Source organism: Rehaibacterium terrae (assembly GCF_014202935.1).
GTDB lineage: Bacteria > Pseudomonadota > Gammaproteobacteria > Xanthomonadales > Xanthomonadaceae > Rehaibacterium > Rehaibacterium terrae.
Genome location: NZ_JACHHX010000004.1, coordinates 26,130 through 48,289, shown reverse-complemented (window position 1 = coordinate 48,289; position 22,160 = coordinate 26,130). Strand labels below are relative to the sequence as shown.

Below are 22,160 nucleotides of genomic sequence, written 5' to 3'. Positions count from 1 at the left end.
ATCTGCTGTCCGGTGCAAGGCCTCGACCTGGCCGGACCGCCGCCGCTGCGATGAACGACGGCTGCATCTTCTGCGCCATCGCCGCAGGCCAGGCGCCGGCCAGCCTGGTGCACGAGGACGCGCTGACGCTGGCCTTCCTCGATCTGCGCCAGGCCCATCCCGGGCATGTGCTGGCGATTCCGCGCCGCCATTGCCGCGACCTGCGCGAACTCGACGATGCCACCGGCGCGGCCCTGATGAAGACACTTTCCCGCGTGACGCGCGCAGTGGCGGCAGTCTTCCCGCACGAAGGCATCAGCATCTGGCACTCGATCGGCCAGGCGGCGCGCCAGGAAGTGCCGCATCTGCACTTCCACGTGCATCCACGCCGGCTCGGCGACGGGTTGCTGCGCGTGTATCCGTCCGCGCCGGCGCGCCCGCCGCGCGCCACGCTCGACCGCTACGCCGCCGCCTTGCGTGAGCAACTGGCGGGCGACATGGCATCGCCACGCTGATAGGCTGGGTCACGGGCCATGCGGATCGCGCCGCCTGCGCCCGCATTCCTTGCCCGCCATGCCCAGGTGCCGCCATGAGCATCCCGCAAAAGCCCGCCGGCTACAGCGCCGTCTCGCCCTACCTCATCGTCGACGGGGCGGCGGCAAGCATCGACTTCCTCAAGCAGGTTTTCGACGCGGTCGAACTGCGCCGGTTTCCCGACGCCGAGGGCCGTCTGCTGCATTCGGAAGTCCGCATCGACGACAGCGTGCTGATGATCGCCGACTGTGTGCCCGAGTGGCCGGCGGTGCCGGCGCACGTGCATGTGTACGTGCGCGACGTCGATGCCACCTATCGGCGTGCGCTGGATGCCGGCGCCACGCCATTGCAGGCGCCAGAGAAGAAGCAGGACGAGGACAAGCGCGGCGGCTTCCGCGACGCCCGCGGCACGACCTGGTGGATTGCCACACGCGTGGAATGAGCCGCGACCGCACTGCCCCACAGCCTCCGAGGTGACGCCGTGCCCGGACAGACATCGCAACGCCAGGCCTACGTCCTCGCCCCAGGCGAGGGCCGCCACTATCCGATGGGCCGCATCGCCGCGGTGTTCAAGGCCGACGGCGCGGAAACCGCGCACGGCTATTCGATCTCGGAATGGTGGCTGGAGCCGCGCACGCAGGGCCCCGGCGCGCATGCGCATCCCGAGGACGACGTGTTCTACGTGCTCGCCGGCACGATGAGCTTCCTGGTCGGCGACCGCTGGGTCGATGCGCCGGCCGGTTCGTTCGTGCTGGTGCCGGGCGGCACCACGCACGACTTCGAGAACCGCGGCGAGATCCGTGCCGGCGTGCTCAACTTCACCGCGCCGGGCACCTTCGAGGAGCACATGCCGGCGATCGCACAGTGGTTCGCCGAGCATCCGCCGGGCACGGCCGGCGGCTAGACTTTCCGTTCCCGCACACGCTGCCCGCACGGATGACGGTACTCGGCTTCGCTCACAACAACCTGCGCGCGCCACAGGCCATGATCGAACGGCTGCGCACGTTCTACTGCGAGGTGGTCGGCCTGCGGGTCGGGCCGCGTCCGCCCTTCCGCAGCCGCGGCTATTGGCTGTACGCCGGCGAACACGACGTGCTGCACCTGACCATCGCGCCGGACGACGAGCCGCGCGCCGGCGACACGCCCACCACCTTCGACCACGCCGCCTTCCGCTGCCGCGGCCTGGACGTGTACCGGCGCCGCCTGGCCGAGCTCGGCATCGCCTACGAAGTGGACGAAGTGCCGCTGACCGGGCAGGTACAGCTGTTCCTCAAGGACCCGGCCGGCAACGGCGTGGAACTGAACTTCGCCGCCACCGACCGGTAGCCGGACGCACGGTGTTCCCGCGATTCGGAATCGGCAGCAGGCCGGGGGGCGGTCACGAACGGCACCAGCCGCGCCACCTCTCCCTACAATGGCGACGCGGCCGCTCGCCGCGTTCTTCGGGAAGGACATGCACAGCGTATTCGTGATCTCCGGCGTGTCGCGCGGACTCGGCGCCGCGCTGGCGCACGCCGTGCTGGCGCGCGGCGACCGGCTGATCGGCATCTCGCGCTCGCCCTCGCCGCTGGGCACGCACATCGTCCACGACCTGGCGCAACCGGCCGGCCTGGCGGACAAGCTCGCGCCGCTGCTGCGGGCGGAGGTCGGCCCGCAGGTGCGCCGCTACGTGCTGGTGAACAACGCCGGCGTGCTGGCGCCGATCGGCACCCGCTACGACACGGCGGACATCGAGCGCAACCTGATGGTCAACCTGGCCGCGCCGATCGCGCTCAGCCGCGTCTTCCTCGACATCCTGGCCGAGGTGCCCGCCGACAAGCGCGTGCTCAACATCTCCAGCGGCGCGGCCACCCGCCCCATCCACGGCTGGAGCCTGTACTGCGCGGCCAAGGCCGGGCTGGAGCACTTCGGCCGCTGCCTGGCGCTGGAGCAGCAGGTCGCGGCGCACCCGGCCGATGTGGTCAACATCAGCCCCGGCGTGATCGATACCGGCATGCAGGCGGCGATCCGTGCAGCGACGCCCGAGCAGTTCCCCGACCTGGCGCGCTTCCAGGCCCTGCACGCGGAGGGTGCGCTGGCCACGCCGGAAGCCATCGCCGACAAGCTGCTGGCCGGGATCGATGCCGGCGCCCGGCACGCCGGCGTCACGCTGCCGATTGACGACTTCGCGGCCGGTCGCACCGACCCGGCCTGAGGCGCGGAACGCGGCTGCCGGCCACACCCGCGCCGCGACCGTGCGGCGCATCGGTCGGGAGCGTCGGCGGCTTCGACTCCTTCTCCCCAGCAGGAAGGTGCCCGCAGCGGGCTGTTTTCCGTCGGCCCGCCAAGCAAGGTCTGAACAAGTCCATCCTGGACTTGCCAGCCCACGCCGCCTCCGGCGCATGTCCGGGCGCGGCTTCGACGAATCGGGCACTGGCGTGCTTGATTCGCGAGCCGGCCATCCCTGGCCGGCGGAACCTCTGAATCGACCAGAGGTTCCCTCAAGCTTCCGGCCCGGCGGCCGATAAACCCGGTACCGGTGCCGTCCCGGCCTCGGCGCTCGCCTGCTTCGCCCGGCACCATCCCCGCCCGGGCCACATCGCGGTCGCCGAGACCGGCCCGGCACTGGACCACCGGCCCACGCCATGCCGGCCCTCGTCGTCCCAGGGCTTGACCGACCGGGCCGTCCGCCCCGTACCAGGATCGATCTCTGCCCTTGTCCACGACCGTCCCCACCGCCAGCGCCCTGTCAAACGCACTGGACGCCGTCCTGGTGGTGGAGAACTCGCCTTCCTACGCCGCAATGGTGGCCGAGGCGATCCGCGAGCGGCTCGGACTGCCGGTCACGGCCGTCACCAGCCTGGCCGACGCTCGCCGTGCGCTGATGGACGAGAACCGTTATTTCCTCGTGCTCACCGGGCTGGTGCTGGCCGACGCCGACCAGCAGACCATCATCGACACCTTCGTCTCGCGCGGGCTGCCCACCGTGGTGGTGTCCGGCGTCTACGACGAGACGATCCGCCAGCGCATTCTCGGCCGCTCGGTGGTCGACTGCGTGCTCAAGAGCGCGCCGGGAAACATCGACTATCTGGTCTGGCTGGTGCAGCGGCTCGACCGCAACCGCCGCCTCGCCGCGCTGGTGGTGGACGACTCGCTGACCGCCCGCAGTTACACCGCGGCGCTGCTTGCGATGTACGGTTTCCGCGTGGTCGAGGCCGGCGACGGCGCCACCGCGCTGGACCTGCTCGCCAGCGATCGCGGAATCCGGCTGGTGGTGGTCGACTACCAGATGCCCGGCATGGACGGCATCGAATTCACCCGCCGGGTGCGCGAACACCATGCGCGCGACAAGCTGGCGATCATCGGCGTCTCCGCCTCCGAGCGTGCCACGCTGGTGGCGCAGTTCCTCAAGAACGGCGCCAACGACTTCCTGCACAAGCCGTACTCGCGCGAGGAATTCTTCTGCCGCATCTCGCAGAACGCCGACAACCTCGACCTGATCGGCACGCTGCAGGATCTTGCCACCAAGGACTTCCTCACCGGCCTGCCCAACCGTCGCCATTTCTTCGAGCAGGCCCGTCGCCGCTTCGACCAGGCGGTGGCCGCCGGGCGACCGCTGGCGGTGGCAATGCTCGACATCGACCACTTCAAGCACATCAACGACACCTGGGGCCACGATACCGGCGACGCCGTGCTGCGCGCAGTCGCGGCAACCCTTGCGCTGGCGGCCACCTCGCAGGACCTGGTGGCGCGCTTCGGCGGCGAGGAGTTCTGCATGCTGGCGCCGGACATGCCGGTGGACATCGCCATGCGCCGCTTCGAACGGCTGCGACGGGCCATCGCCGACCTGCGCATCCCCTGCGGCGACGCCACGGTCTCGCTGACCGTGAGCATCGGCGTCTGTCCGGCGCCGCGCGAGAGCCTGCACGCGATGCTGTCCGACGCTGACCGCCTGCTCTACCTCGCCAAGGCCGGCGGGCGCAACCGGGTGGTGACGGGCGAGGGCTGAGAGCCGGAAACCGGGAACCGGGAACCGGGAACCGGGAAAAGCTTCGAACCCTCGCCGCTGTCCGGGGAAATCGGCGCGGAACGCCTGAAGCCGCGACCGGTCCGCCGCATGCCGGCAGGGCGCGTTCGCTTTCCCGTGCACCCTCACGCCGGAGCCCGCTCTCCCGCTATGCTGCACGCCCGCCCCACGCGAGCGCCGCGATGAACACGCTCCACGGCCAGTGCCACTGCGGCAACCTGCGGATCGACCTGCGCACGGCATCGACACCCTCGCAATTGCAGCCGCGCGCCTGCGACTGCGGCTTCTGCACCCGCCACGGCGCGGCCTGGGTTTCCGACCCGCACGGGCGGCTGGACATCACCGTGCAGGACCAGGCCGCGCTCGGCGATTACCGCCAGGGTGCCAACCTCGCACGCTTCCTGCTGTGCCGGCATTGCGGCGTACTGGTCGCGGTCGAACGGGAGGAGGCCGATGGCCGCTTCGCCGCGGTCAACGCGCGCTGCCTCGACGATGCAGCCTCGCTGCCGGCCGCCGTCACCGCCTCGCCGCAGCGGCTGTCCGCCGACGAAAAGCAGGCACGCTGGCGGCAGCTGTGGATCGCCGACGTCCACTGGCACAGCGCCCGGGACGGCCGGTCATGAGCGTCGTCTGCCGTGTCTGCGGAGAAGGCGACCCGCTCCCCTTCCAGTCCGTGGGCGGCCGCGACTACTGGCGCTGCCCGCTGTGCGAGGCGACCCTGCTCGACCAAGCGCAGCTTCCATCCGCCGACGCCGAGCGCGCCGAATACGCGCGGCACCAGAATGCGACCGGCGATGCCGGCTACCGCCGCCACCTCGCCCGCCTGCTCGACCTCCTGCTGCCGCGGCTGGCGCCGGCCAGTGCGGGCCTCGACTACGGCTGCGGCCCCGGCCCGGCGCTGGCGGCCATGCTGCGCGAAGCCGGCCACGACATGGCGCTGTACGACCCCTTCTTCCACCCCGATGCCGCCGTGTTGCAGCGCGACTACGACTTCGTCGTCTGCACCGAGGCCGTCGAGCACTTCCACCACCCCGCCGCGGAGTTCGCCCGCCTGCGCACATTGCTGCGCCCCGGCGGCTGGCTCGGCATCCTCACCTGCTTCCAGACCGACGACGCCCGCTTCGCCGGCTGGCACTACCGCCGCGACCCCACCCACGTCGCCTTCTATCGCGAGACGACCTTCCATCGTCTCGCCGCGCGCCACGGCTGGCACTGCGAAATCCCGGCCAAGGACGTGGTGCTGATGCGACGCCACGACCACGAGTGACCCATGACCTGCGCCACTTCTCTACATCGACCGCATCGTGGTCCATGACGCCTTCCGCCGGGCCGGTTTCGGGCGACTGCTCGGCCAGGACATCATCGGCTTCGCGCGGATCGACTGCGCGCGCCACGAGGTGGCACTGGTCGAGGCGGCCGTGGCCGAATGACACTGCCGCATCCGGGCCGGCGCTGCCGGCGCGGTCCGCGCTCATGCCTCCCCAATCCGTTCCATCGCCAACCCCTGGATCGCCCATGCTTCGCCGGCCGCTTCCCATCGCCCTTCTGATCGCCATCCTGCTGGCCGTGTCGCCGGCCCGGGCCGTCGACACGCTGGTGGTCGTGGTGCGTCACGCCGAAAAGGCAGCCGAAGGCGATGACCCGCCACTGACCGAAGCCGGTGTCGCGCGCGCCGAGCGGCTGGCGCGCCATCTCGCCGGCCTGCGGCTGGGCGCGGTCTACGCCACCGACTACCGCCGCACACGCGACACCGCCCTGCCCGCTGCGCGGGCAGCCGGCATCGCCGTCGAGGGCTACGCGCCGGACGGGGCCGCGCTGGCCGCTGCGATCGGTCAGCGGCATCGCGGCGAGGCCGTGCTGGTCGTCGGCCACAGCAATACCGTGCCAGGCCTGGTCGCGCTGCTCGGCCGGCGCGAGGTGGCGCCGATCGGGGACGCGGAATACGACCGCCTGTACCTGATCGCACTGCCGGAGAACGGCGAACCGCGCGTGCTCGAAGCGCGCTACTGAGCACGATTGCGTCGCCCGTCGGCCCGGCACACACTTCGCGGGGGAGGTGCCGTCATGCCCAGCCGCCACGACAAACCCACTCCCGCCGCGCGGCACGCGATGGACGCGTGGCGGCTGATCCGTCTGCTGCTCGGCCTGGCCGGCGCGGCGCTCGCGCTGTTCGGCGCGTACTGGATGTCCGGCCCGCACTCGCCGCTGCCGGTGCCGGCCTGGCGCGTGCCAGGCGCCCTGCTCTTCCTCGGCGCGACCGCATTCGCGCTCGGCAACGTCGCGCTGGCCCGACCCTGGCGCTGGCCCGGCTACCTGATGCTGGCCGCGATCGCGCTGCTGTTCCTCACCCGTGCCCTGGTGCCTGGATGAGTCGGGAAGGGGCGCCTGCCTGCCCGCGGCCGGCGCGAGCGCGGGCTCTGTCACCGTCACGCCATGGAACACCACGTCGCACCGATGGCATCGCCTCACCGTGCCGGAGGTGCCATGCTTGCGGCGCCCGCGCACTCAGGAGACCGCCATGCCCGTGATCATCCGGCCCCGCACCCACGACATCGGTGGCCTGGTCGTGCGCCGCGCGCTGCCGGCCATGCAGCGGCGCAGCGTCGGGCCGTTCGTGTTCTTCGACCACATCGGCCCGCATGTCTTCGGCCCCGGCGAAGGCATCGACGTGCGTCCGCATCCGCACATCGGCCTGGCCACCGTCACCTTCCTGTGGGACGGCGCGCTGATGCACCGCGACAGCCTGGGCTGCGTGCAGGAGATCGCGCCCGGCGACGTCAACTGGATGACCGCCGGCCGCGGCATCGTCCACTCCGAGCGCACGCCGGACCGGCAACGCGCCGAGGGACATCGCATCCACGGCCTGCAGACCTGGGTCGGCCTGCCGCAGGCGCACGAGGACGACGCGCCGGCCTTCCATCACCACGGCGCCGCCACGCTGCCACGCATCGAGCGCGATGGGGCACGCATGACCGTGGTGGCCGGCCACGGCTTCGGCGAGCGCTCGCCGGTGCGGGTCTACGGCGGCACCTTGTACGTCGCGATCGACCTGGATGCCGGCGCCGCGCTTACGATCCCCGCCGAGCACGCCGAGCGCGCGCTGTATCCGGTCGAAGGCGAGCTGGAGCTGGACGGCTTTCCGCTGCCCGACACATGCCTGACCGTGCTCGACGAAGGCAGCGAACCGACCCTGCGCGCGCGCACTCCCTCGCGGGTGATGCTGTGCGGCGGCGAGCCGCTGGACGGCCCGCGCTTCGTATGGTGGAACTTCGTCTCCAGCTCGCGCGAGCGCATCGAGCGGGCCAAGGCGGACTGGCGCGAGGGCCGTTTCGACCGGGTCCCGGGCGAGACCGAGTTCATCCCGCTGCCCGGGTAGCGGCGCTCCGGCCGCGACCCCGGAGCCGGGCCGGCACCGCGACTACGAGACCAGCGGCCGCAGCCAGAAGGTCAGTGGCTTTTCGCTCTCGGCCGGCTCGCCGATCTCCTTCCACGCCAGCCGCATGGTCATGCCGGGCTGGCGCGCGTAGCCGCGTTTGGCCCAGAAGGCGTCGTTGTCGCGGTGGCCGGGCGGCCGGCGCGGATCGTCCGGCGCGCGATCGACCGCGGCGAAGGCGGTCCAGCCGAAGCGCCCGAGCCGGCGCGCGTGCGCTTCGCGTTCGTCGAAGAAGCGATGGCCGAGGCCGAGGCCACGGTACGCTCTCAGCAGCACCGACTCGCCGCAATAGAAGACCTGCTCGACCGGGATGCCGCGCGCGACGAACGGACGCTGGAACGCCTCGTCCTCGTCGGCCAGCGGGATGCCGGTGGACGCACCGACCACGCGCCCATCGTCGAAGGCGAGCACGAACAGGCTGTCCGGCGAACGGGTGTAGGTGGCCAGGTACCTGGCCTCGTAGGCCGGGTCGCCGTCATACAGGTAGGGATAGTCGCGGAACACCGCGATGCGCAGCCGCGCCACGGCGTCGAGGTGTTCGCCGATCTCCGTGCCGCGGAAGGTGGCGATGCGAACGGACGGCTGGCTCATCGGCTCACCTGGTCGATCCAGTCCTGCAGGTTGTAGTAGTTGGTGACCCGCGCGATGCGGCCATCGCGAACTTCGAAAAAGGCCCCGCCCGGGAGCACATACGTCTGGCCTCTGGCCTCCGGCAGGCCGTCGTCGTCGGCCAGGTAGGTGCCATGCACCACGTACTCGGCGGCGGCGTGGCGGCCGTCTTCGGACACCATCACCACGACATCGCGCAGCTGTTCGCGGTAACAGCGATCCATCCGCGCCATGAAGGCGCGGAAGGCGGCGACGCCGGTCTCGCGTCCACCCTGGTTGAGGTCGTGGACCACGTCATCCGCGAGCAGGCCGAGCATGGCCTCGCGATCGCCGCGGTTGAATGCGTCGTAGTAACTGCGGATGAGGTCGGCGGTGGTCATGCATCCTCCTGGGCGGCGATGGCGGGGTGGCGCGGAAAGGCGGCCACGATTATCGTCGTGGCGCACGCACCGCGTCGAACCTCCGGCCACGCCCCTCATGAACTACCGCCACGCCTTCCACGCCGGCAACCACGCCGACGTGCTCAAGCACGTCGCCCTGCTCGCCCTGATCGATGCGCTGCAACGCAAGGACACCCCGATCTTCGTGCTCGACACCCACGCCGGCCGCGGCCGCTACGACCTGGCCGGCGAGCAGGCCGGCCGGACCGGCGAGGCCGAAGGTGGCGTCAAGCGCCTGCTCGCGCTCGCCCGCGACCAGCGTCCCTCGACGGACAGCCTGCGTGCGCAAGCCGCCGGCAACGCCGGGCCGGCGCCATTGCCGCGCGGCCCGGGCGCACTGCCCGAGCCGGTGCTGCGCTACCTCGACGCCGTGCGTGCCTGCAATCCCGAGGGCGGCTGCACGGTCTATCCCGGCTCACCGCTGCTGCTCGCGCAGGCGCTGCGCGCGCACGACCGGCTCGCCTGCTGCGAGCTGCAGGCGGAGGAGGCCGCCGCGCTCAAGGCGCTGTTCGCCGGCGATGGCCGTGTCGGCGTGCACCGTCGCGACGGTTACGGCGCGCTCGCCGCCCTGCTGCCACCGAAGGAAAAGCGCGGGCTGGCGCTGATCGACCCGCCCTACGAAGCCCAGGAGGCCGAATACGACGCCATCCTCGCCGCCCTCGCCGAAGGCCTGCGCCGCTGGCCGCAGGGCATCTATGCGCTGTGGTACCCGATCAAGCAGCGGCGCACACTGCGGCCGTTCTTCCGCAAGGCCGCGGCCTTGCCCGCCAAGTCGGCGCTGGCGCTGGAACTGTTGATACGCCCCGACGACTCGCCGCTGCGCATGAACGGCAGCGGCATGCTGCTGCTCAATCCCCCCTGGCAGTTCGACGCCGCACTTGCGCCCGCCCTGCCGGCGCTGGTGTCCGCGCTCGGCGAAGCCGGTGCATCCTCGCGGCTGGAGTGGCTCCGACGCGCCGACTGACGCGCGACGGCGGCCCCGGGGTGATGCAGCGGAGTTCCGCCTTCATCGGCACGATACGCTGGCGATCGCAGACGCCATCGAGATCGGCTACCGTGAGCCGGCCAGGCACTGCGTCGGCCCTGTCCGGCCCCGGGAAGCCGCCGCCGCGAGCCACGCCACGCCGGAGGTCTGCCATGCGTCCGCGACTTGTCCTGTCCATGCTGATCCTCACCGCCTTCGCCGTCGGCTGCGCACCGCAGCCGGTGTTCCGCCAACTGCCGGTCGAACTGGCGCCGCCGCCGCAGGTGGTGTCCGCCGAACCCGCGCGCCATCGCGGTGGCGAGGTGCTGTGGGGCGGTACCGTCGTCGCCGTCCACAACCAGGCCCGTCACAGCGAGATCGAGGTGCTGGCCTACCCGCTCGACCGCGGCCAGCGCCCGCAGACCGGGCACGGCCAGCAGGGCCGCTTCATCGCCCTGCTGCCGGGCTATGTCGAGGCCGCCGACTTCCCGTCCGGCACCGCCGTCACCGTGACCGGCCGCATCACCGGCGCCCGCGAAGGCCGCATCGGCGATCACGCCTACACTTGGCCGGAAGTCTCCGTGCGCGGGCTGCAGCGCTGGACCGGCGACGGCCGCCGTCCGCCGCGCGTGCACTTCGGCATCGGTGTCGGCATCCGCCGTTGAGCGCCCGACCTCGTCTCGCCGCGAGCCGGCTCAGCCGCCGGGCAGCCACACGCCGGCGAGCGCGCCGATCGCGGCGCAGGCCGGCACCAGCCACAGCACCGAGCGGCCACGAACCAGCGCCCCCAGCGTGGCGAGCGCGAGCGTGGCGATCAGCGCCTGCCGCCCGATGCCGTTGGCGGCGAACAGGTGCCAGCCGAACCACAGCGCCAGATTGGCGATCACCCCGACCACCGCGGCGGTGATGCCGCCCAGCGCCGCGCTCGCCAGCGGCCAGTCGCGCAGGCGTTCGATCCACGGCGCCGCCGGCAACACGAACAGGAAGCACGGCAGGAAGGTCGCCCACAGCGTCACCGCCGCGCCGAGCAGCGCGGCGGCCAGCGGCGAGGCGAAGTCGGGCTGCTGCCAGCCGCCGACGAAGCCGACGAATTCCAGCACCAGGATCAGCGGCCCCGGCGTGGTTTCGGCCAATCCGAGTCCCACCAGCATCTGCTCGGCGGTGAGCCACTGCTGCGTCTGCACCGCCTGCTGCGCCACGTAGGGCAGCACCGCGTAGGCGCCACCGAAGGTGATCAGCGCCGCCTTGCTGAAGAACAGCGCCTGCGCGAACGCCGTGCTGCCCGCGCCCAGCCAGCCGCCCAGCGCCAGCAGCGGCAGCCACCACAGCAGCAGGCAGGCCAGCGCCACCCGCAGCGCCCAGCCGCGCCTGGCGTCCTGCGTCGCAGGTACCGGCGGCAGCCCAGCGTGTGCCGTATCCTGCGGCAGCCAGTCGCGGCGCCAGCGGCCGGCCGCCAAGCCGAGCAGGCCGGCGCCGACGACGATGGCCGGGAACGGCAGCGAGAGCACGGCGACGGCGAACAGCGCGGCCAGCGCGACGGCGAAGGCGAACGGCGTCTTCAGCACCCGTCGGCCGATCCGCGCCACCGCGTGGGCGATGATCCCCAGCACCGCCGCCTGCAAGCCGAGCAGCACGCCCGCCACCGCCGGCAGCGTGCCGTAGCGCACGTACAGCCAGCTCAACAGCGCGATCAGCAGCGCGCCGGGCAACACGAACAGCGCACCGGCGGCGATACCACCGCGCAGCCCGTGCAGGCGCCAGCCCAGATAGGTCGCCAACTGCATCGCCTCCGGGCCGGGCAGCAGCATGCAGTAGTTCAGACCATGCAGGAACGCGCCTTCGTCCACCCAGCGCCGGCGCTCGACCAGCTCCGAATGCATGAGCGCGATCTGCCCGGCCGGACCGCCGAAGCTGATCCAGCCGAGCTTCCACCAGAAGCGCAGGGCCTGGGCGAAGGTGGGCGATACCGGATTCATGCGCGTGCAGTTCTCAGCGTGCAATGAAGGCGTACCGCCGCAGCGCGCGCGTTCGCCCGCATCATCCCGCGCCCAGCTCGCGCTGCTGCTTTTTCGTCAGCTTCGCCCGCACCAGTTCGTAGGCGCGACGGACGAAGGCCTCCAGCTCCGCGCGCGGCAGCACGGACGGATCGTCGAGCGTCACCCAGTGCGCCCGCGCCAGGTACGGCGCCGGCCGGAAGCCGGGGCGGTCGGTGAGTTCGAGGAAGCGCGCGTCCTCGACCTTGAAACTGAGCTTGCCGCGCTCGCGGCCGGTCAGGCACAGGACGCAGAACATCTTGCCGCCGACCAGAAAGCACAGGTCGTCGTCCCACTTCAGATCGGTGCTCACCCCCGGCCAGCCGGCGGTCAGCGCACGCAGTGCCTGCTCGTCCATCATCGCCCCCTCACGTTTCCAGCCCCGCGGTCGTCGCACGGAGAACCGGAGAATACTGCGGCCGGTGGCCGCCACGATGGCATGCACCGCGGCTGGAGCCATCGCTCCAGTCAGGCTGTGTCAGCATGATGGACCGATGAGCATCGTCAGCCGCCAGCATCTGTCGCAGCCCTGGCACGAGCGCCTGGTGCTCGACGACGGTCGCGAACTGGTCTTGCGGCCGATCGACCCCGCCGATGCCGAGCCGCTGCGCGCGGCGTTCTCGCTGCTCAGCCGGGAGGAGATCCGCCAGCGCTTCCTGCATGTGCTGACCGAACTGACTCCCGAGCACGCGCGTCGGCTGACCACGCTCGATCCGCAGCGCGAGTTCGCGCTGGTGGTCGCCGAGCCGTTGCCGCCGGGCGAGGCGCTGGTGGTCGCGGTCGCGCGCGCGGCCATCGACGATGACGGCCGCCATGCCGAGTTCGCCGTGCTGGTCGGCCGCCCGCTCGCCGGTCGAGGCCTCGGCCGGCTGCTGATGAAGCGGCTGATCCGCTGGGCGCGGCTCAAGCGGCTGGAATCCCTGTACGGCGACGTGCTGGAGGACAACACCGCGATGCTCACCCTGGCGCGCGCGCTGGGTTTCCGCCGCGAGCCGCTGCCGGCATCGCCGGGGGTGACGCGGGTGCGGTTGGCTCTGGCCGAGCGCAGTCGTGGCTGAAACCGATCCCACATCTCGGTCGCGGCATGAGGCCGCGCGTGCCGCTCGCCCCCCTCGAACGCCCGTCACCGCCACGCCGCTACACTCGCCTTTCGCCGCCCCGCCCAAGGACAACGCCATGTCGCAAGCCGGTCTCGACGCCCTGTTCCACCCCCGCTCGGTCGCCGTGGTCGGCGCCAGCCCGCGCGAGCGCAGCCTCGGCCGCGTGGTGGCACGCAACCTGCGCGCCGGCGGCTTCGCCGGTCGCATCGACATCGTCAGCCCGAAGTACGCCGACATCGACGGCATCGCCACCGCCGCCGCGCTGGCCGACCTGCCCGACGCCCCCGAGCTGATCGTCGTCACCGTACCGCCCGAGCACGTGCCCACGGTGATCGACGAGGCCGGCGCCGCCGGCGTGCGCGCCGCCGTGGTCATCACCGCCGGCCTCGGCCAGGGCGAGGGCTCGCCGCGCGAGGCTGCGGTCGCCGCCGCGCGCCGCCACGGCCTGCGCCTGGTCGGCCCCAACTGCCTGGGCGTGCTGTCGCCGCACGCCGGGCTCAACGCCAGCTTCGCCGCCAGCCCGGCCCGACCCGGCGACCTCGCCCTGCTGGCGCAGTCCGGCGCGATCATCACCGCCACCGTCGAATGGGCCAACGCCCGCGACATCGGCTTTTCCGGCATCGTCTCGCTCGGCGACATGGCCGATGTCGAAATCGGCGAGCTGCTCGACCACTTCGCCACCGATCCCGGCACCCGCGCGATCCTGCTGTACATCGAGACGCTGCGCGACCCGCGCCGCTTCATGTCCGCCGCCCGCGCCGCCGCGCGCGCCAAGCCGGTGATCGTGGTCAAGGCCGGCCGCCACGAGGCCGGCGCCCGCGCCGCCGCCTCGCACACCGGCGCGCTGGCCGGCCGCGATGCGGTGTTCGACGCCGCCTTTGCCCGCGCCGGCCTGCTGCGCGTGTACGACCTGGAAGAACTCTTCGCCGCCGCCAACACCCTGGCCCGACTGCGTCCGACCGTTGGTCAGCGGCTGGCGATCCTGACCAATGGCGGCGGCGTCGGCATCCTCGCCATCGACCGCCTGATCGACCTCGGCGGCGAAGCGGCCGGACTGTCGCCGCCGACCCTCGCCAGGCTCGACGCCACGCTGCCGCCGACCTGGTCGCGCGGCAACCCCGTCGACATCGTCGGCGACGCCGACGGCGCGCGTTACCTCGCCGCGCTCCAGGCCCTGCTCGACGCTCCCGAGTGCGATGGCGTGCTGGTCGTGCACGTGCCCACCGCGCTGGTCGATCCGGTGGAGATCGCCGACACGCTGGCCGCCGAACTCGCCACGCGCCACCGCGCCGGCACCCTGGCCAAGCCGGTGCTGACCTGCTGGCTCAGCCGCGAAGCCGAGGCGCGGCAACGCTTCGCTGCCGCCGGCGTGCCCTGCTACCGCACCCTCACCGGCGCGGTGCGCGGTTTCATGCACCTGGTCCGCTACACGCAGGCGCAGGCGCAGCTGCTGGAAACGCCACCCTCGCTGCCGGCCGACTTCACTCCCGAACCCGAGCGCGCCCGCGCCGTGGTGCGCGCCGCGCTCGCCCGCGGCGACCGCTGGCTCGACCCGCTGGCGGTGGCCGAGCTGCTGGCCGCCTACGACATCCCCGCCCCGCCGGTGGCGCTGGCCAAGGATGCCGACGAAGCCGCCCGCCTCGCCGCCTCGATGCTGCGCAGGCACGACGCGCTGGCGCTGAAGATCCACTCGCGCGACATCCCCCACAAATCCGATGTCGGCGGCGTCGTGCTCGGGCTGGACAGCATCGAAGCCGTGCACACCGCCGCCGAGGCCATGCTCGCCCGCGTCACGCGGGAAAAACCCGATGCCCGCGTCGATGGCCTGCTGCTGCAACCGATGGTGAGCCGCCCGCGCGCCCGCGAACTGATCGCCGGCCTCGCCGACGACCCGATCTTCGGTCCGGTGGTACTGTTCGGCGCCGGCGGCATCGCCGTGGAAGTGATGGACGACACCGCGCTGGCCCTGCCGCCGCTGCACCTCAACCTCGCCCATGGCCTGATCCGCCGCACCCGCGTCTCGCGCCTGCTCGACGGCTTCCGCGACCGGCCCGCCGCCGACCGCGACGCGGTCGCGCTCACCCTGGTCAAGCTCGCCCAGCTCAGCGCCGACGTGCCCGAACTGCGCGAGCTGGACATCAACCCGCTGCTGGCCGACGAAAACGGCGTGCTCGCGCTCGACGTGCGCGCCCTGATCGCGCCCGGCGACGCCACCGGGGCCGTCACCAACCCGCGCTTCGCCATCAAGCCCTACCCCAAGGAGCTCGAAGGCCGCCTGGTCCTGCGCGACGGCGAGGAAGTTGCAGTGCGCCCGGTGCGCCCCGAGGACGAGGACCGCCTGCGCCGCTTCTTCGCGCAGATGGACGAGCACGACTTGCGCCAGCGCTACTTCGCCGCCGTGCGCCACCAGAGCCACGGCTTCATCGCCCGCCTGACCCAGGTGGACTACGCCCGCGTGATCATGCTGCTCGCGGTCGATGCCGACGACGAAGTGCTGGGCCTGGCCCACATCCACGCCGACCCCGATGGCGAAGCCGGCGAATACGCCATCCTGGTCCGCACGGATCTCAAGGGCCGCGGCCTGGGTTGGGCGCTGATGCAGCGCCTGATCGAGCACGCCGCCCGCGCCGGCCTGCGCCGCATCACCGGCCAGGTGCTGCGCGAGAACGCCACCATGCTCGCCATGTGCCGCGAACTCGGCTTCGACCTGGCCCCCGAACCGGACGACGAACGCATCGTCCGCGTCGAACTGCCCATCGCTGCAGGAACGACGCGGCCGCCCGTCGCAGGCTGAGGGGCAAGCCGCGGGCGCGAAAGGCGGCTCAGCCGAGCAGGACGCGCTCGGCGATATCGCGGTACAGTGCCGGCAGGGCCTCCAGCTCGGCCAGCGCCACCCGTTCGTCGATCTTGTGGATGCTGGCGTTGACCGGCCCCAGCTCGACCACTTCGGCGCCCAGCGGGGCGATGAAACGGCCGTCGGAGGTGCCGCCGCCGGTGTTCTCGTCCGGCCTCACGGCCAGCCGCTCGATCAGCACGCCACGCACCGCCTCGCGCAGGCGACCTTCACGGGTGTGGAACGGTTCGCCGGAGCGATGCCAGGCGATGTCGGCCCGCACGCCGTGACGCGCGAACACGTCCTCGATCTCGGCCACCAGCGCATCGGCCGTCCAGTGCGGCGAATAGCGCAGGTTGAACTGCACCGTGGCCGTGCCGGGGATCACGTTGCTGGCGCCGGTGCCGGCAGTGAAGTTGGCGATCTGGAACGAAGTCGGCGGGAAATCGGGATACGGCTCACTGTCCCACTGGCGCGCCGCCAGCGCGGCCAGCGCCGGCAGCGCGGCGTGGATCGGGTTGAGCGCCTTGTCGGGATAGGCGACGTGGCCCTGTATGCCATGCACCGTCATGGTTCCCGTGAGCGAACCGCGGCGGCCGATGCGCACCACGTCGCCCAGACGCGCCGCCGAACTCGGCTCGCCGACCAGGCAGAAATCGATGCGCCGGCCTTCGGCGCGAAAGCGCTCGGCCACCCTGCGCACGCCGTCGATGGCGTCGCCCTCCTCGTCGGAGGTGAGCAGCAGCGCGACCGTGCCGGGATGCTCCGGATGGGCAGCGACGAACGCCTCCAGCGCCAGCACGAAGGCCGCCACGCTGCCCTTCATGTCGGCCGCGCCGCGGCCGTAGAGAAAGCCGTCACGCACCTCCGGCACGAACGGGTCCGAGGCCCATGCCTCGCGCGGCCCCGCCGGCACCACGTCAGTGTGGCCGAGCAAGCACAGCACCGGCCCGCCCTGGCCGTGCGCGGCCCACAGATTGGCCACCCCGCCGTACGGCAGGTGCTCGACGCGGAAGCCGGCCCTGACCAGCCGTTCCGCGATCAGTACCTGGCAGCCGGCGTCGTCCGGCGTCACCGAAGGCCGGCGGATCAGTTCGCAGGTGAGTTCGAGGAGGGTGGACATCTGGATGACGGTGAGCGGGAAGTATGTCAACCAGGCACGCGACGACGGACCTGGCGCCTCGTGCAGCGACCGGCTCCTCGACGCACCCGGCACGACCGGGCGTGACGACGGATCGGCTCGCTTTCTTCAGCGGCCGGCATGATCTGCCTGCAGCCCGAACCGCAGCTTCCAGGCCTTGTCGGTGAAGCCCACCGAGACCGTGCCGTCGGCGGTGACCAGCACCGGACGCTTGACCAGTGCGGGGTACTCCTTGAGCAGCAGGGTCCACTCCGGATCCGAACCGGGCGACTTGCGCGCCTCGGGCAGCGCGCGCCAGGTGGTGGAGGCGCGGTTGATCAGCTTGTCCCAGCCGCCGAGCTGTCGCGCCCAGGCCTTGAGCGTGTCCGGGGCGACGCGCTGCTCGCGGTAATCGACGAATCGGTAGGCGATACCGAAACGATCCAGCCAGTTGCGCGCCTTGCGGCAGGTGTCGCACTTGTCGAGCCCGTAAACCGTCACATCCGCCATGTCTCTGCCTTCCCCATCGTGTGCCGCAGGATCACGCCGCGCCGCGCAGCAGGTCGTTGACGCTGGTCTTGGCCCGGGTCTTGGCGTCGACCTGCTTCACGATCACCGCGCAGTACAGCGAATGCGTGCCATCGGCGGCCGGCAGCGCGCCGGACACCACCACACTGCCGGCCGGCACGCGACCGTATGTGATCTCGCCGGTGGCGCGGTTGTAGATGCGGGTGGACTGGCCGAGGAACACGCCCATACCGATCACGCTGCCCTTCTCCACCACCACGCCCTCGACGACTTCCGAGCGGGCACCGATGAAGCAGTCGTCCTCGATGATGGTCGGGCTGGCCTGCAGCGGCTCGAGCACGCCGCCGATACCGGCGCCACCCGAGATGTGGCAGCGCTTACCCACCTGTGCGCAGGAGCCGATCGTGGCCCAGGTGTCGACCATGGTGCCCTCGCCGACCCAGGCGCCGATGTTGACGAAGCTCGGCATCAGCACCACGTCCTTGCCCAGGTGCGCGCCGCGGCGGACGATGGCACCCGGCACCACGCGCGCTCCGATCTCGCGGAAGGCGCTCTCGTCTTCGCCGGCGAAGCGCAGCGGCACCTTGTCCCAGTACGGCGCCGGCTGCCCTTCCATCACCCGCATCTCGTTGACGCGGAAATACAGCAGCACGGCCTTCTTCAGCCACTCGTTGACGGTCCAACCGCCCTTGCCGTCGGGTTCGGCCACGCGCAGCACGCCCGACTCCAGACCGCGCATCACCTGCTCGATCATCGGCCGCGTGGAGCCGTCGATCTCGGCGGCGGTCAGCTGCGCGCGACGCGCCCAGGCGCTCTCGACGATGAGCTGGAGCTCAGCCGTGCCCGGCTGCTTGCGTGGTCTTGCCATGTTGTCCTCCATCCACGCAGGCCGCCAACGCGTCGCGCACGGCCTGCAAGCGTTCGGGATCGACGAGCGCACGATCGTGCTCGTCGGTGATCAGGAAAAAGTCCTCCACGCGCTCGCCGAAGGTGGCGATGCGCGCGTCGTGCACGCGCAGGCGGTGCTTGCGCAGCACCTGCGCGACGTCGGCCAGCAGCCCGGGGCGGTCGGTGCAGACCAGGGTGAGCTGGGTGCGGTCGCAGCCGGCATCGGCGAAATCCACCTGCACCGGCACGCGGAAATGGCGGAAATGCCGCGGCAGCGCGCGCCGCGATGGCCGCACCTGGTCGAGCGAGCGCGACAGCACCTCGAACAGCCGCCGCTCGACAATGCCGGCCAGGGTTTCGGGTTCGTGCTGATCGTTGTCGGCGGCCAGCACCTGGAAGGTGTCCAGGCTCATGCCGGCGGTGGAGGTGACCACGCGCGCGGCCAGCACGTTCAGCCCGAGCCGGTCGAGGCTGGCGGTGACCGCGGCGAACAGGCCGTCGCGATCCGGCGAATAGACGAACACTTCCAGCGCGCGCGCGCCCGGCTTGCTGCCGTCGGCCAGCGGGCGCACGCGCACCAGCGGTTCGCGGGCGTTGCGCCGGCTGGCGATGCCCTCGGTCTGCCAGGCGATCTGCTCGGGGCGATAGCGCAGGAAGCTCTCGTCCGGGAACTCGCGCCACAGCGCGTCGATGCGGTCGGCGTCCATGCCGGACGAGAGCAGCATGGCCCGTGCCGCCGAACGCGTTTCGGCGATGCGCTCGACGCCATAGACCGGGTGCTCCAGGCCGCGTCGCAGCACGAAGCGGGTGGCGGCATAGAGGTCGGCGATCAGCCGGTCCTTCCACGCGTTCCACAGCTTGGGGCTGGTGCCGGCAATGTCGGCGACGGTGAGCAGGTAGAGGTAGTCGAGGTGCTCGCGGTCGCCGACGCGGGTCGCGAAGCGGTTGACCACCTCGGGGTCGGAGATGTCCTGGCGCTGCGCGGTCACCGACATCAGCAGGTGGTGGCGCACCAGCCAGGCCACCAGCTGCGTGTCCGCCGCCGGCAGCCCGTGCGCCTCGCCAAAGGCCAGCGCGTCCTCGGCGCCGAGCTCGGAATGATCGCCGCCGCGCCCCTTGGCGATGTCGTGGAACAGCCCGGCCAGCAGCAGCAGCTCGGGCTTGCGCAGCCGCGGCCACAATTCGTGGCCGAGCGCGAAGCGCTGCGCCGACTCGGGTCGGGCAAAGCTTTCGATGTTGCGCAGCACCGCCAGCGTGTGCTGATCGACGGTATAGACGTGGAACAGGTCGTACTGCATGCGCCCGGACACACGTCCGAACGCCGGCAGGTAGCGCGCCAGCACGCCCAGCTGTGCCATCCGTGCCAGCGTGGTGACCGCCTGCGGGCCGCGCAGCAGCTCGACGAACCGTGCGCGCAGCGTGGCATCGGCGTCGGTATAGGCCGGGAACGAGGCCAGCGATTCGGCCAGCGCGCGCGCCGACTCCGAATGCAGGCCGCGCAGCGTCGGATGCGCCGCCCACACCGCGAACAGGCGCAGCGCCAGTGCCGGGTCGCCGGCGACACGCGCCGGCTCGCGCAGGGCGAGGTAACCGCGGCGGGCGACGAAGTCGGCATCGATCGGCACCGGCTCGCTCTCGCCCTCCAGCTGCTCCTCGAAACGCTGCAGGAGACGGTCGTTGATGCGCAGCACGGTGGCGGCGCTGCGGAAGAAGCCCTGCATCATCTGCTCGACCGCCAGGTTGTCACTGCGCTCGTCGCGCAGGCCGAGCCGGGCGGCGAGCGGTTTCTGGTGGTCGAACAGCAGGCGCTCCTCGCGCCGGCCGGCCACCAGGTGCAGACCGAAGCGCAGCCGCGACAGCGCGCGCCGCTCGCGTTCGAGGGTGGCGAATTCGTCCTCACCCAGCGTACCGAGCGGCACCAATGCTTCGAGCGAAGGCACGCCGTGGATGCGCCGCGCCATCCAGGCCAGCGTATGCAGGTCACGCAGGCCACCGGGGCCCTCCTTGAGGTTGGGCTCGAGGTTGTAGGCGGTATCGTTGAAACGGCTGTGACGCTCGCGCTGCTCCTCGCGCTTGGCAGCGAAATAGCGGTCCGGCGGCCATACCCGCTCCGGCGCGACGGCGCGCTCGACCAGCGTCGCCGCATCGGCATGACCGGCCAGCCGCCGTACCTCGGTCATCGCCGTGACCACGGTGATGTCGGCGGCGGCGGCCTCGGTGCACTGCGCCACCGAACGCACGGCATGGCCGGCCGTCAGGCCGGCATCCCACAGCAGCATGAAAAAGCGCGACAGCGCCGCCTCATGGGCGACCTGCGCATCCGGCTCGGCCAGCACCAGCAGATCGACGTCGGACTGCGGGAACAGTTCACCGCGCCCATAGCCACCGGTCGCCAGCAGGCTCAGCGGCGCGTCGGCGGGCACACTGCGCGCCCACGCCGAACGCACCACCACATCGACCGCCCGACTGCGCTCGACCAGCAGCCGGGTGACGTCCTCGCCGGCATCGAAACGTGCGGCCAGCCCCGCGTCGGCCTGCAGCAGGTGCATGCGCGCGGCTTCGCGCCATTCGGTGTCGTCGCGGTCGATGTCGGGAAGGATGGTCACATCAAAAGACTACGGGACTCGGGGTTCGGGGTTCGGGAAAAGCGTGAAGCGGGCATCCCGGGGCTCGAGTGACGGGCGAAGTGGCGCGAACCCTGCCCCACCCTGCCCCGGCTCCCGCCGCAATGGCGGGGCTGCGCCGCACCCTCCCGGAGCCCGGCCCCCGACCCGTCTCACAAATCGTTGTCGTCGCCCGGCAGGCGGGTCAGGATCTCGACGCCATCGTCGGTGACCAACACCGTGTGCTCCCACTGGGCCGAGAGCGAACGATCCTTGGTCACCACCGTCCAGCCGTCCGGCAGCAGCCGGGTGTGGCGGGCGCCGGCGTTGATCATCGGTTCGATGGTGAAGGTCATGCCCGGCTGCAACCTCAGCCCTTCGCCGGGCCGGCCGTAATGCAGCACCTGCGGCTCCTCGTGGTACACCCGGCCGATGCCGTGACCGCAGTACTCGCGCACCACGGAGAAGCGCTGGCTCTCGGCATAGCTCTGAATGGCGTGACCGATGTCGCCCAGCGTGGCGCCCGGGCGCACTGCGCGGATGCCGCGGAACATGGCCTCGCGGGTGGTCTCCACCAGCCGCCGCGCCAGCACCGAGGGCTCGCCGACGTAGTACATGCGGCTGGTGTCGCCGTGCCAGCCGTCCTTGATGACGGTGACGTCGATGTTGAGGATGTCGCCCTCCTTCAGGACCTTCCCTTCGCTCGGGATGCCGTGACAGATGACGTTGTTGACCGACGTGCAGATGGTGGCCGGGAACGGGATCCGCCCCGGGCCGCCGCCGTAGCCGACGTTGGCCGGGATCGCCCGCTGCACGTTGACGATGTGGTCGTGGCAGATGCGGTCGAGCTCGGCGGTGGTGACGCCCGGCCTGACGTGCGGGGCGACGACCTGCAGCACCTCGGCGGCCAACCGGCCGGCGACGCGCATCTTCTCGATGTCCTGGGGGGATTTGAGGGTGACGGCCATGAGGCCGGATTATCCAATACTTGCAGGCACTTGGGCCAGCCGGATACAATTTCGCGTCTTGCCGCCGGCCTTGGCCTGCCGCAAGCCGCCCACGCCGGGCGTCACCGGCGAATACACACCCG

24 protein-coding genes and 1 pseudogene are annotated in these 22,160 nt (G+C 71.6%); 16 read left to right on the top strand and 9 right to left on the bottom strand.

Going from position 1 to position 22,160, the window contains the following annotated elements; all coding sequences use genetic code 11:
• The first annotated feature begins 50 nt into the window (after window positions 1–50).
• From HNQ58_RS03730 to HNQ58_RS03680, 12 genes are all read left to right on the top strand, one after another.
• A complete protein-coding gene (locus HNQ58_RS03730) occupies window positions 51–494 on the top strand; it encodes an HIT family protein (protein ID WP_183947451.1) in 444 nt (147 codons plus the stop codon).
• 74 nt (window positions 495–568) lie between these two features.
• The gene (locus HNQ58_RS03725; protein ID WP_221301134.1) at window positions 569–955 is read left to right on the top strand and encodes a VOC family protein; all 387 of its coding nucleotides are present in this window, start codon (window positions 569–571) and stop codon (window positions 953–955) included.
• Between the two features lie 39 nt (window positions 956–994).
• On the top strand, window positions 995–1,417 hold the full coding sequence (locus HNQ58_RS03720; protein WP_221301133.1) for a cupin domain-containing protein: 423 nt from the start codon (window positions 995–997) through the stop codon (window positions 1,415–1,417).
• 32 nt (window positions 1,418–1,449) lie between these two features.
• Entirely contained in the window at window positions 1,450–1,839 is a 390-nt protein-coding gene (locus HNQ58_RS03715; RefSeq protein WP_183947450.1) for a VOC family protein, read from the top strand.
• A 127-nt stretch (window positions 1,840–1,966) separates the two neighbouring features.
• A complete protein-coding gene (locus tag HNQ58_RS03710) occupies window positions 1,967–2,707 on the top strand; it encodes an SDR family NAD(P)-dependent oxidoreductase (protein WP_183947449.1) in 741 nt (246 codons plus the stop codon).
• A 588-nt stretch (window positions 2,708–3,295) separates the two neighbouring features.
• Window positions 3,296–4,501 carry a diguanylate cyclase gene (locus HNQ58_RS03705; protein ID WP_183947592.1) on the top strand — a complete coding sequence of 402 codons (1,206 nt, stop codon included), beginning with the start codon at window positions 3,296–3,298 and terminating at the stop codon, window positions 4,499–4,501.
• Between the two features lie 200 nt (window positions 4,502–4,701).
• A complete protein-coding gene (locus HNQ58_RS03700) occupies window positions 4,702–5,142 on the top strand; it encodes a GFA family protein (protein WP_183947448.1) in 441 nt (146 codons plus the stop codon).
• A complete protein-coding gene (locus HNQ58_RS03695) occupies window positions 5,139–5,786 on the top strand; it encodes a class I SAM-dependent methyltransferase (RefSeq protein WP_183947447.1) in 648 nt (215 codons plus the stop codon). The genes HNQ58_RS03700 and HNQ58_RS03695 overlap by 4 nt, the downstream gene beginning before the upstream one ends.
• Window positions 5,787–5,823: 37 nt before the next feature.
• Complete coding sequence (locus HNQ58_RS13525) at window positions 5,824–5,949, top strand: hypothetical protein (protein ID WP_281379554.1); 126 nt, start codon at window positions 5,824–5,826, stop codon at window positions 5,947–5,949.
• 85 nt (window positions 5,950–6,034) lie between these two features.
• Window positions 6,035–6,529 carry a SixA phosphatase family protein gene (locus HNQ58_RS03690; RefSeq protein WP_183947446.1) on the top strand — a complete coding sequence of 165 codons (495 nt, stop codon included), beginning with the start codon at window positions 6,035–6,037 and terminating at the stop codon, window positions 6,527–6,529.
• 54 nt (window positions 6,530–6,583) lie between these two features.
• Complete coding sequence (locus HNQ58_RS03685; protein WP_183947445.1) at window positions 6,584–6,889, top strand: hypothetical protein; 306 nt, start codon at window positions 6,584–6,586, stop codon at window positions 6,887–6,889.
• A 148-nt stretch (window positions 6,890–7,037) separates the two neighbouring features.
• Window positions 7,038–7,895: a pirin family protein gene (locus tag HNQ58_RS03680; RefSeq protein ID WP_183947444.1), complete on the top strand. Its 858-nt coding sequence runs from the start codon at window positions 7,038–7,040 to the stop codon at window positions 7,893–7,895.
• A 42-nt stretch (window positions 7,896–7,937) separates the two neighbouring features.
• Here the strand turns inward: HNQ58_RS03680 and HNQ58_RS03675 are convergent, their stop codons facing one another.
• Both HNQ58_RS03675 and HNQ58_RS03670 read right to left on the bottom strand, forming a co-directional pair.
• Complete coding sequence (locus HNQ58_RS03675) at window positions 7,938–8,543, bottom strand: GNAT family N-acetyltransferase (RefSeq protein ID WP_183947443.1); 606 nt, start codon at window positions 8,541–8,543, stop codon at window positions 7,938–7,940.
• A complete protein-coding gene (locus HNQ58_RS03670; RefSeq protein WP_183947442.1) occupies window positions 8,540–8,941 on the bottom strand; it encodes a ketosteroid isomerase-related protein in 402 nt (133 codons plus the stop codon). Before HNQ58_RS03670 ends, HNQ58_RS03675 begins: the two co-directional genes overlap by 4 nt.
• Before the next feature lie 97 nt (window positions 8,942–9,038).
• Between HNQ58_RS03670 and HNQ58_RS03665 the strand changes: the two genes are divergently transcribed.
• On the top strand, window positions 9,039–9,965 hold the full coding sequence (locus HNQ58_RS03665) for a 23S rRNA (adenine(2030)-N(6))-methyltransferase RlmJ (RefSeq protein ID WP_183947441.1): 927 nt from the start codon (window positions 9,039–9,041) through the stop codon (window positions 9,963–9,965).
• Between the two features lie 173 nt (window positions 9,966–10,138).
• Complete coding sequence (locus tag HNQ58_RS03660) at window positions 10,139–10,630, top strand: Slp family lipoprotein (RefSeq protein WP_183947440.1); 492 nt, start codon at window positions 10,139–10,141, stop codon at window positions 10,628–10,630.
• A gap of 30 nt (window positions 10,631–10,660) precedes the next feature.
• Here HNQ58_RS03660 and chrA read toward each other — a convergent pair whose 3' ends face one another.
• Window positions 10,661–11,941, bottom strand: coding sequence for a chromate efflux transporter (gene chrA / locus HNQ58_RS03655; RefSeq protein WP_183947439.1), 1,281 nt, complete (start codon window positions 11,939–11,941; stop codon window positions 10,661–10,663).
• 61 nt (window positions 11,942–12,002) lie between these two features.
• Complete coding sequence (locus HNQ58_RS03650; RefSeq protein ID WP_183947438.1) at window positions 12,003–12,356, bottom strand: MmcQ/YjbR family DNA-binding protein; 354 nt, start codon at window positions 12,354–12,356, stop codon at window positions 12,003–12,005.
• Window positions 12,357–12,492: 136 nt separating this feature from the next.
• Between HNQ58_RS03650 and HNQ58_RS03645 the strand changes: the two genes are divergently transcribed.
• Window positions 12,493–13,056 carry a GNAT family N-acetyltransferase gene (locus HNQ58_RS03645; RefSeq protein WP_183947437.1) on the top strand — a complete coding sequence of 188 codons (564 nt, stop codon included), beginning with the start codon at window positions 12,493–12,495 and terminating at the stop codon, window positions 13,054–13,056.
• A 118-nt stretch (window positions 13,057–13,174) separates the two neighbouring features.
• Complete coding sequence (locus HNQ58_RS03640) at window positions 13,175–15,892, top strand: bifunctional acetate--CoA ligase family protein/GNAT family N-acetyltransferase (protein WP_183947436.1); 2,718 nt, start codon at window positions 13,175–13,177, stop codon at window positions 15,890–15,892.
• Window positions 15,893–15,920: 28 nt separating this feature from the next.
• On the opposite strand, the gene dapE is transcribed toward HNQ58_RS03640, so the two are convergent.
• The 5 genes and pseudogenes from dapE to map form a co-directional block, all read right to left on the bottom strand.
• Window positions 15,921–17,054, bottom strand: coding sequence for a succinyl-diaminopimelate desuccinylase (dapE, locus tag HNQ58_RS03635; protein ID WP_183947435.1), 1,134 nt, complete (start codon window positions 17,052–17,054; stop codon window positions 15,921–15,923).
• A 126-nt stretch (window positions 17,055–17,180) separates the two neighbouring features.
• On the bottom strand, window positions 17,181–17,561 hold the full coding sequence (locus HNQ58_RS03630; RefSeq protein WP_183947434.1) for a Spx/MgsR family RNA polymerase-binding regulatory protein: 381 nt from the start codon (window positions 17,559–17,561) through the stop codon (window positions 17,181–17,183).
• A gap of 31 nt (window positions 17,562–17,592) precedes the next feature.
• Window positions 17,593–18,429: pseudogene (gene dapD / locus HNQ58_RS03625) on the bottom strand (2,3,4,5-tetrahydropyridine-2,6-dicarboxylate N-succinyltransferase); the annotation flags it as partial.
• Window positions 18,413–21,073 carry a [protein-PII] uridylyltransferase gene (glnD, locus tag HNQ58_RS03620; protein WP_343057169.1) on the bottom strand — a complete coding sequence of 887 codons (2,661 nt, stop codon included), beginning with the start codon at window positions 21,071–21,073 and terminating at the stop codon, window positions 18,413–18,415. The gene glnD and the pseudogene dapD, both read right to left, overlap by 17 nt.
• Before the next feature lie 170 nt (window positions 21,074–21,243).
• Window positions 21,244–22,038, bottom strand: a complete 795-nt coding sequence (gene map / locus HNQ58_RS03615) for a type I methionyl aminopeptidase (protein WP_183947432.1) — start codon at window positions 22,036–22,038, stop codon at window positions 21,244–21,246.
• Window positions 22,039–22,160: the final 122 nt, after the last annotated feature.

What these genes read in the sequence shown, in the direction of transcription:
- HNQ58_RS03715 (WP_183947450.1), top strand. Translation starts at nt 1,450, where the DNA reads ATGACGGTACTCGGCTTCGCTCACAACAACCTGCGCGCGCCACAGGCC.
- HNQ58_RS03730 (WP_183947451.1), top strand. Translation starts at nt 51, where the DNA reads ATGAACGACGGCTGCATCTTCTGCGCCATCGCCGCAGGCCAGGCGCCG.
- HNQ58_RS03685 (WP_183947445.1), top strand. Translation starts at nt 6,584, where the DNA reads ATGCCCAGCCGCCACGACAAACCCACTCCCGCCGCGCGGCACGCGATG.
- HNQ58_RS03630 (WP_183947434.1), bottom strand. Translation starts at nt 17,561, where the DNA reads ATGGCGGATGTGACGGTTTACGGGCTCGACAAGTGCGACACCTGCCGC.
- HNQ58_RS03640 (WP_183947436.1), top strand. Translation starts at nt 13,175, where the DNA reads ATGTCGCAAGCCGGTCTCGACGCCCTGTTCCACCCCCGCTCGGTCGCC.
- HNQ58_RS03660 (WP_183947440.1), top strand. Translation starts at nt 10,139, where the DNA reads ATGCGTCCGCGACTTGTCCTGTCCATGCTGATCCTCACCGCCTTCGCC.
- HNQ58_RS03690 (WP_183947446.1), top strand. Translation starts at nt 6,035, where the DNA reads ATGCTTCGCCGGCCGCTTCCCATCGCCCTTCTGATCGCCATCCTGCTG.
- HNQ58_RS03700 (WP_183947448.1), top strand. Translation starts at nt 4,702, where the DNA reads ATGAACACGCTCCACGGCCAGTGCCACTGCGGCAACCTGCGGATCGAC.
- HNQ58_RS03675 (WP_183947443.1), bottom strand. Translation starts at nt 8,543, where the DNA reads ATGAGCCAGCCGTCCGTTCGCATCGCCACCTTCCGCGGCACGGAGATC.
- HNQ58_RS03645 (WP_183947437.1), top strand. Translation starts at nt 12,493, where the DNA reads ATGAGCATCGTCAGCCGCCAGCATCTGTCGCAGCCCTGGCACGAGCGC.
- HNQ58_RS03695 (WP_183947447.1), top strand. Translation starts at nt 5,139, where the DNA reads ATGAGCGTCGTCTGCCGTGTCTGCGGAGAAGGCGACCCGCTCCCCTTC.
- HNQ58_RS03670 (WP_183947442.1), bottom strand. Translation starts at nt 8,941, where the DNA reads ATGACCACCGCCGACCTCATCCGCAGTTACTACGACGCATTCAACCGC.
- HNQ58_RS03725 (WP_221301134.1), top strand. Translation starts at nt 569, where the DNA reads ATGAGCATCCCGCAAAAGCCCGCCGGCTACAGCGCCGTCTCGCCCTAC.
- HNQ58_RS03665 (WP_183947441.1), top strand. Translation starts at nt 9,039, where the DNA reads ATGAACTACCGCCACGCCTTCCACGCCGGCAACCACGCCGACGTGCTC.
- chrA (WP_183947439.1), bottom strand. Translation starts at nt 11,941, where the DNA reads ATGAATCCGGTATCGCCCACCTTCGCCCAGGCCCTGCGCTTCTGGTGG.
- map (WP_183947432.1), bottom strand. Translation starts at nt 22,038, where the DNA reads ATGGCCGTCACCCTCAAATCCCCCCAGGACATCGAGAAGATGCGCGTC.
- HNQ58_RS03680 (WP_183947444.1), top strand. Translation starts at nt 7,038, where the DNA reads ATGCCCGTGATCATCCGGCCCCGCACCCACGACATCGGTGGCCTGGTC.
- dapE (WP_183947435.1), bottom strand. Translation starts at nt 17,054, where the DNA reads ATGTCCACCCTCCTCGAACTCACCTGCGAACTGATCCGCCGGCCTTCG.
- HNQ58_RS03710 (WP_183947449.1), top strand. Translation starts at nt 1,967, where the DNA reads ATGCACAGCGTATTCGTGATCTCCGGCGTGTCGCGCGGACTCGGCGCC.
- HNQ58_RS03705 (WP_183947592.1), top strand. Translation starts at nt 3,296, where the DNA reads ATGGTGGCCGAGGCGATCCGCGAGCGGCTCGGACTGCCGGTCACGGCC.
- HNQ58_RS03650 (WP_183947438.1), bottom strand. Translation starts at nt 12,356, where the DNA reads ATGGACGAGCAGGCACTGCGTGCGCTGACCGCCGGCTGGCCGGGGGTG.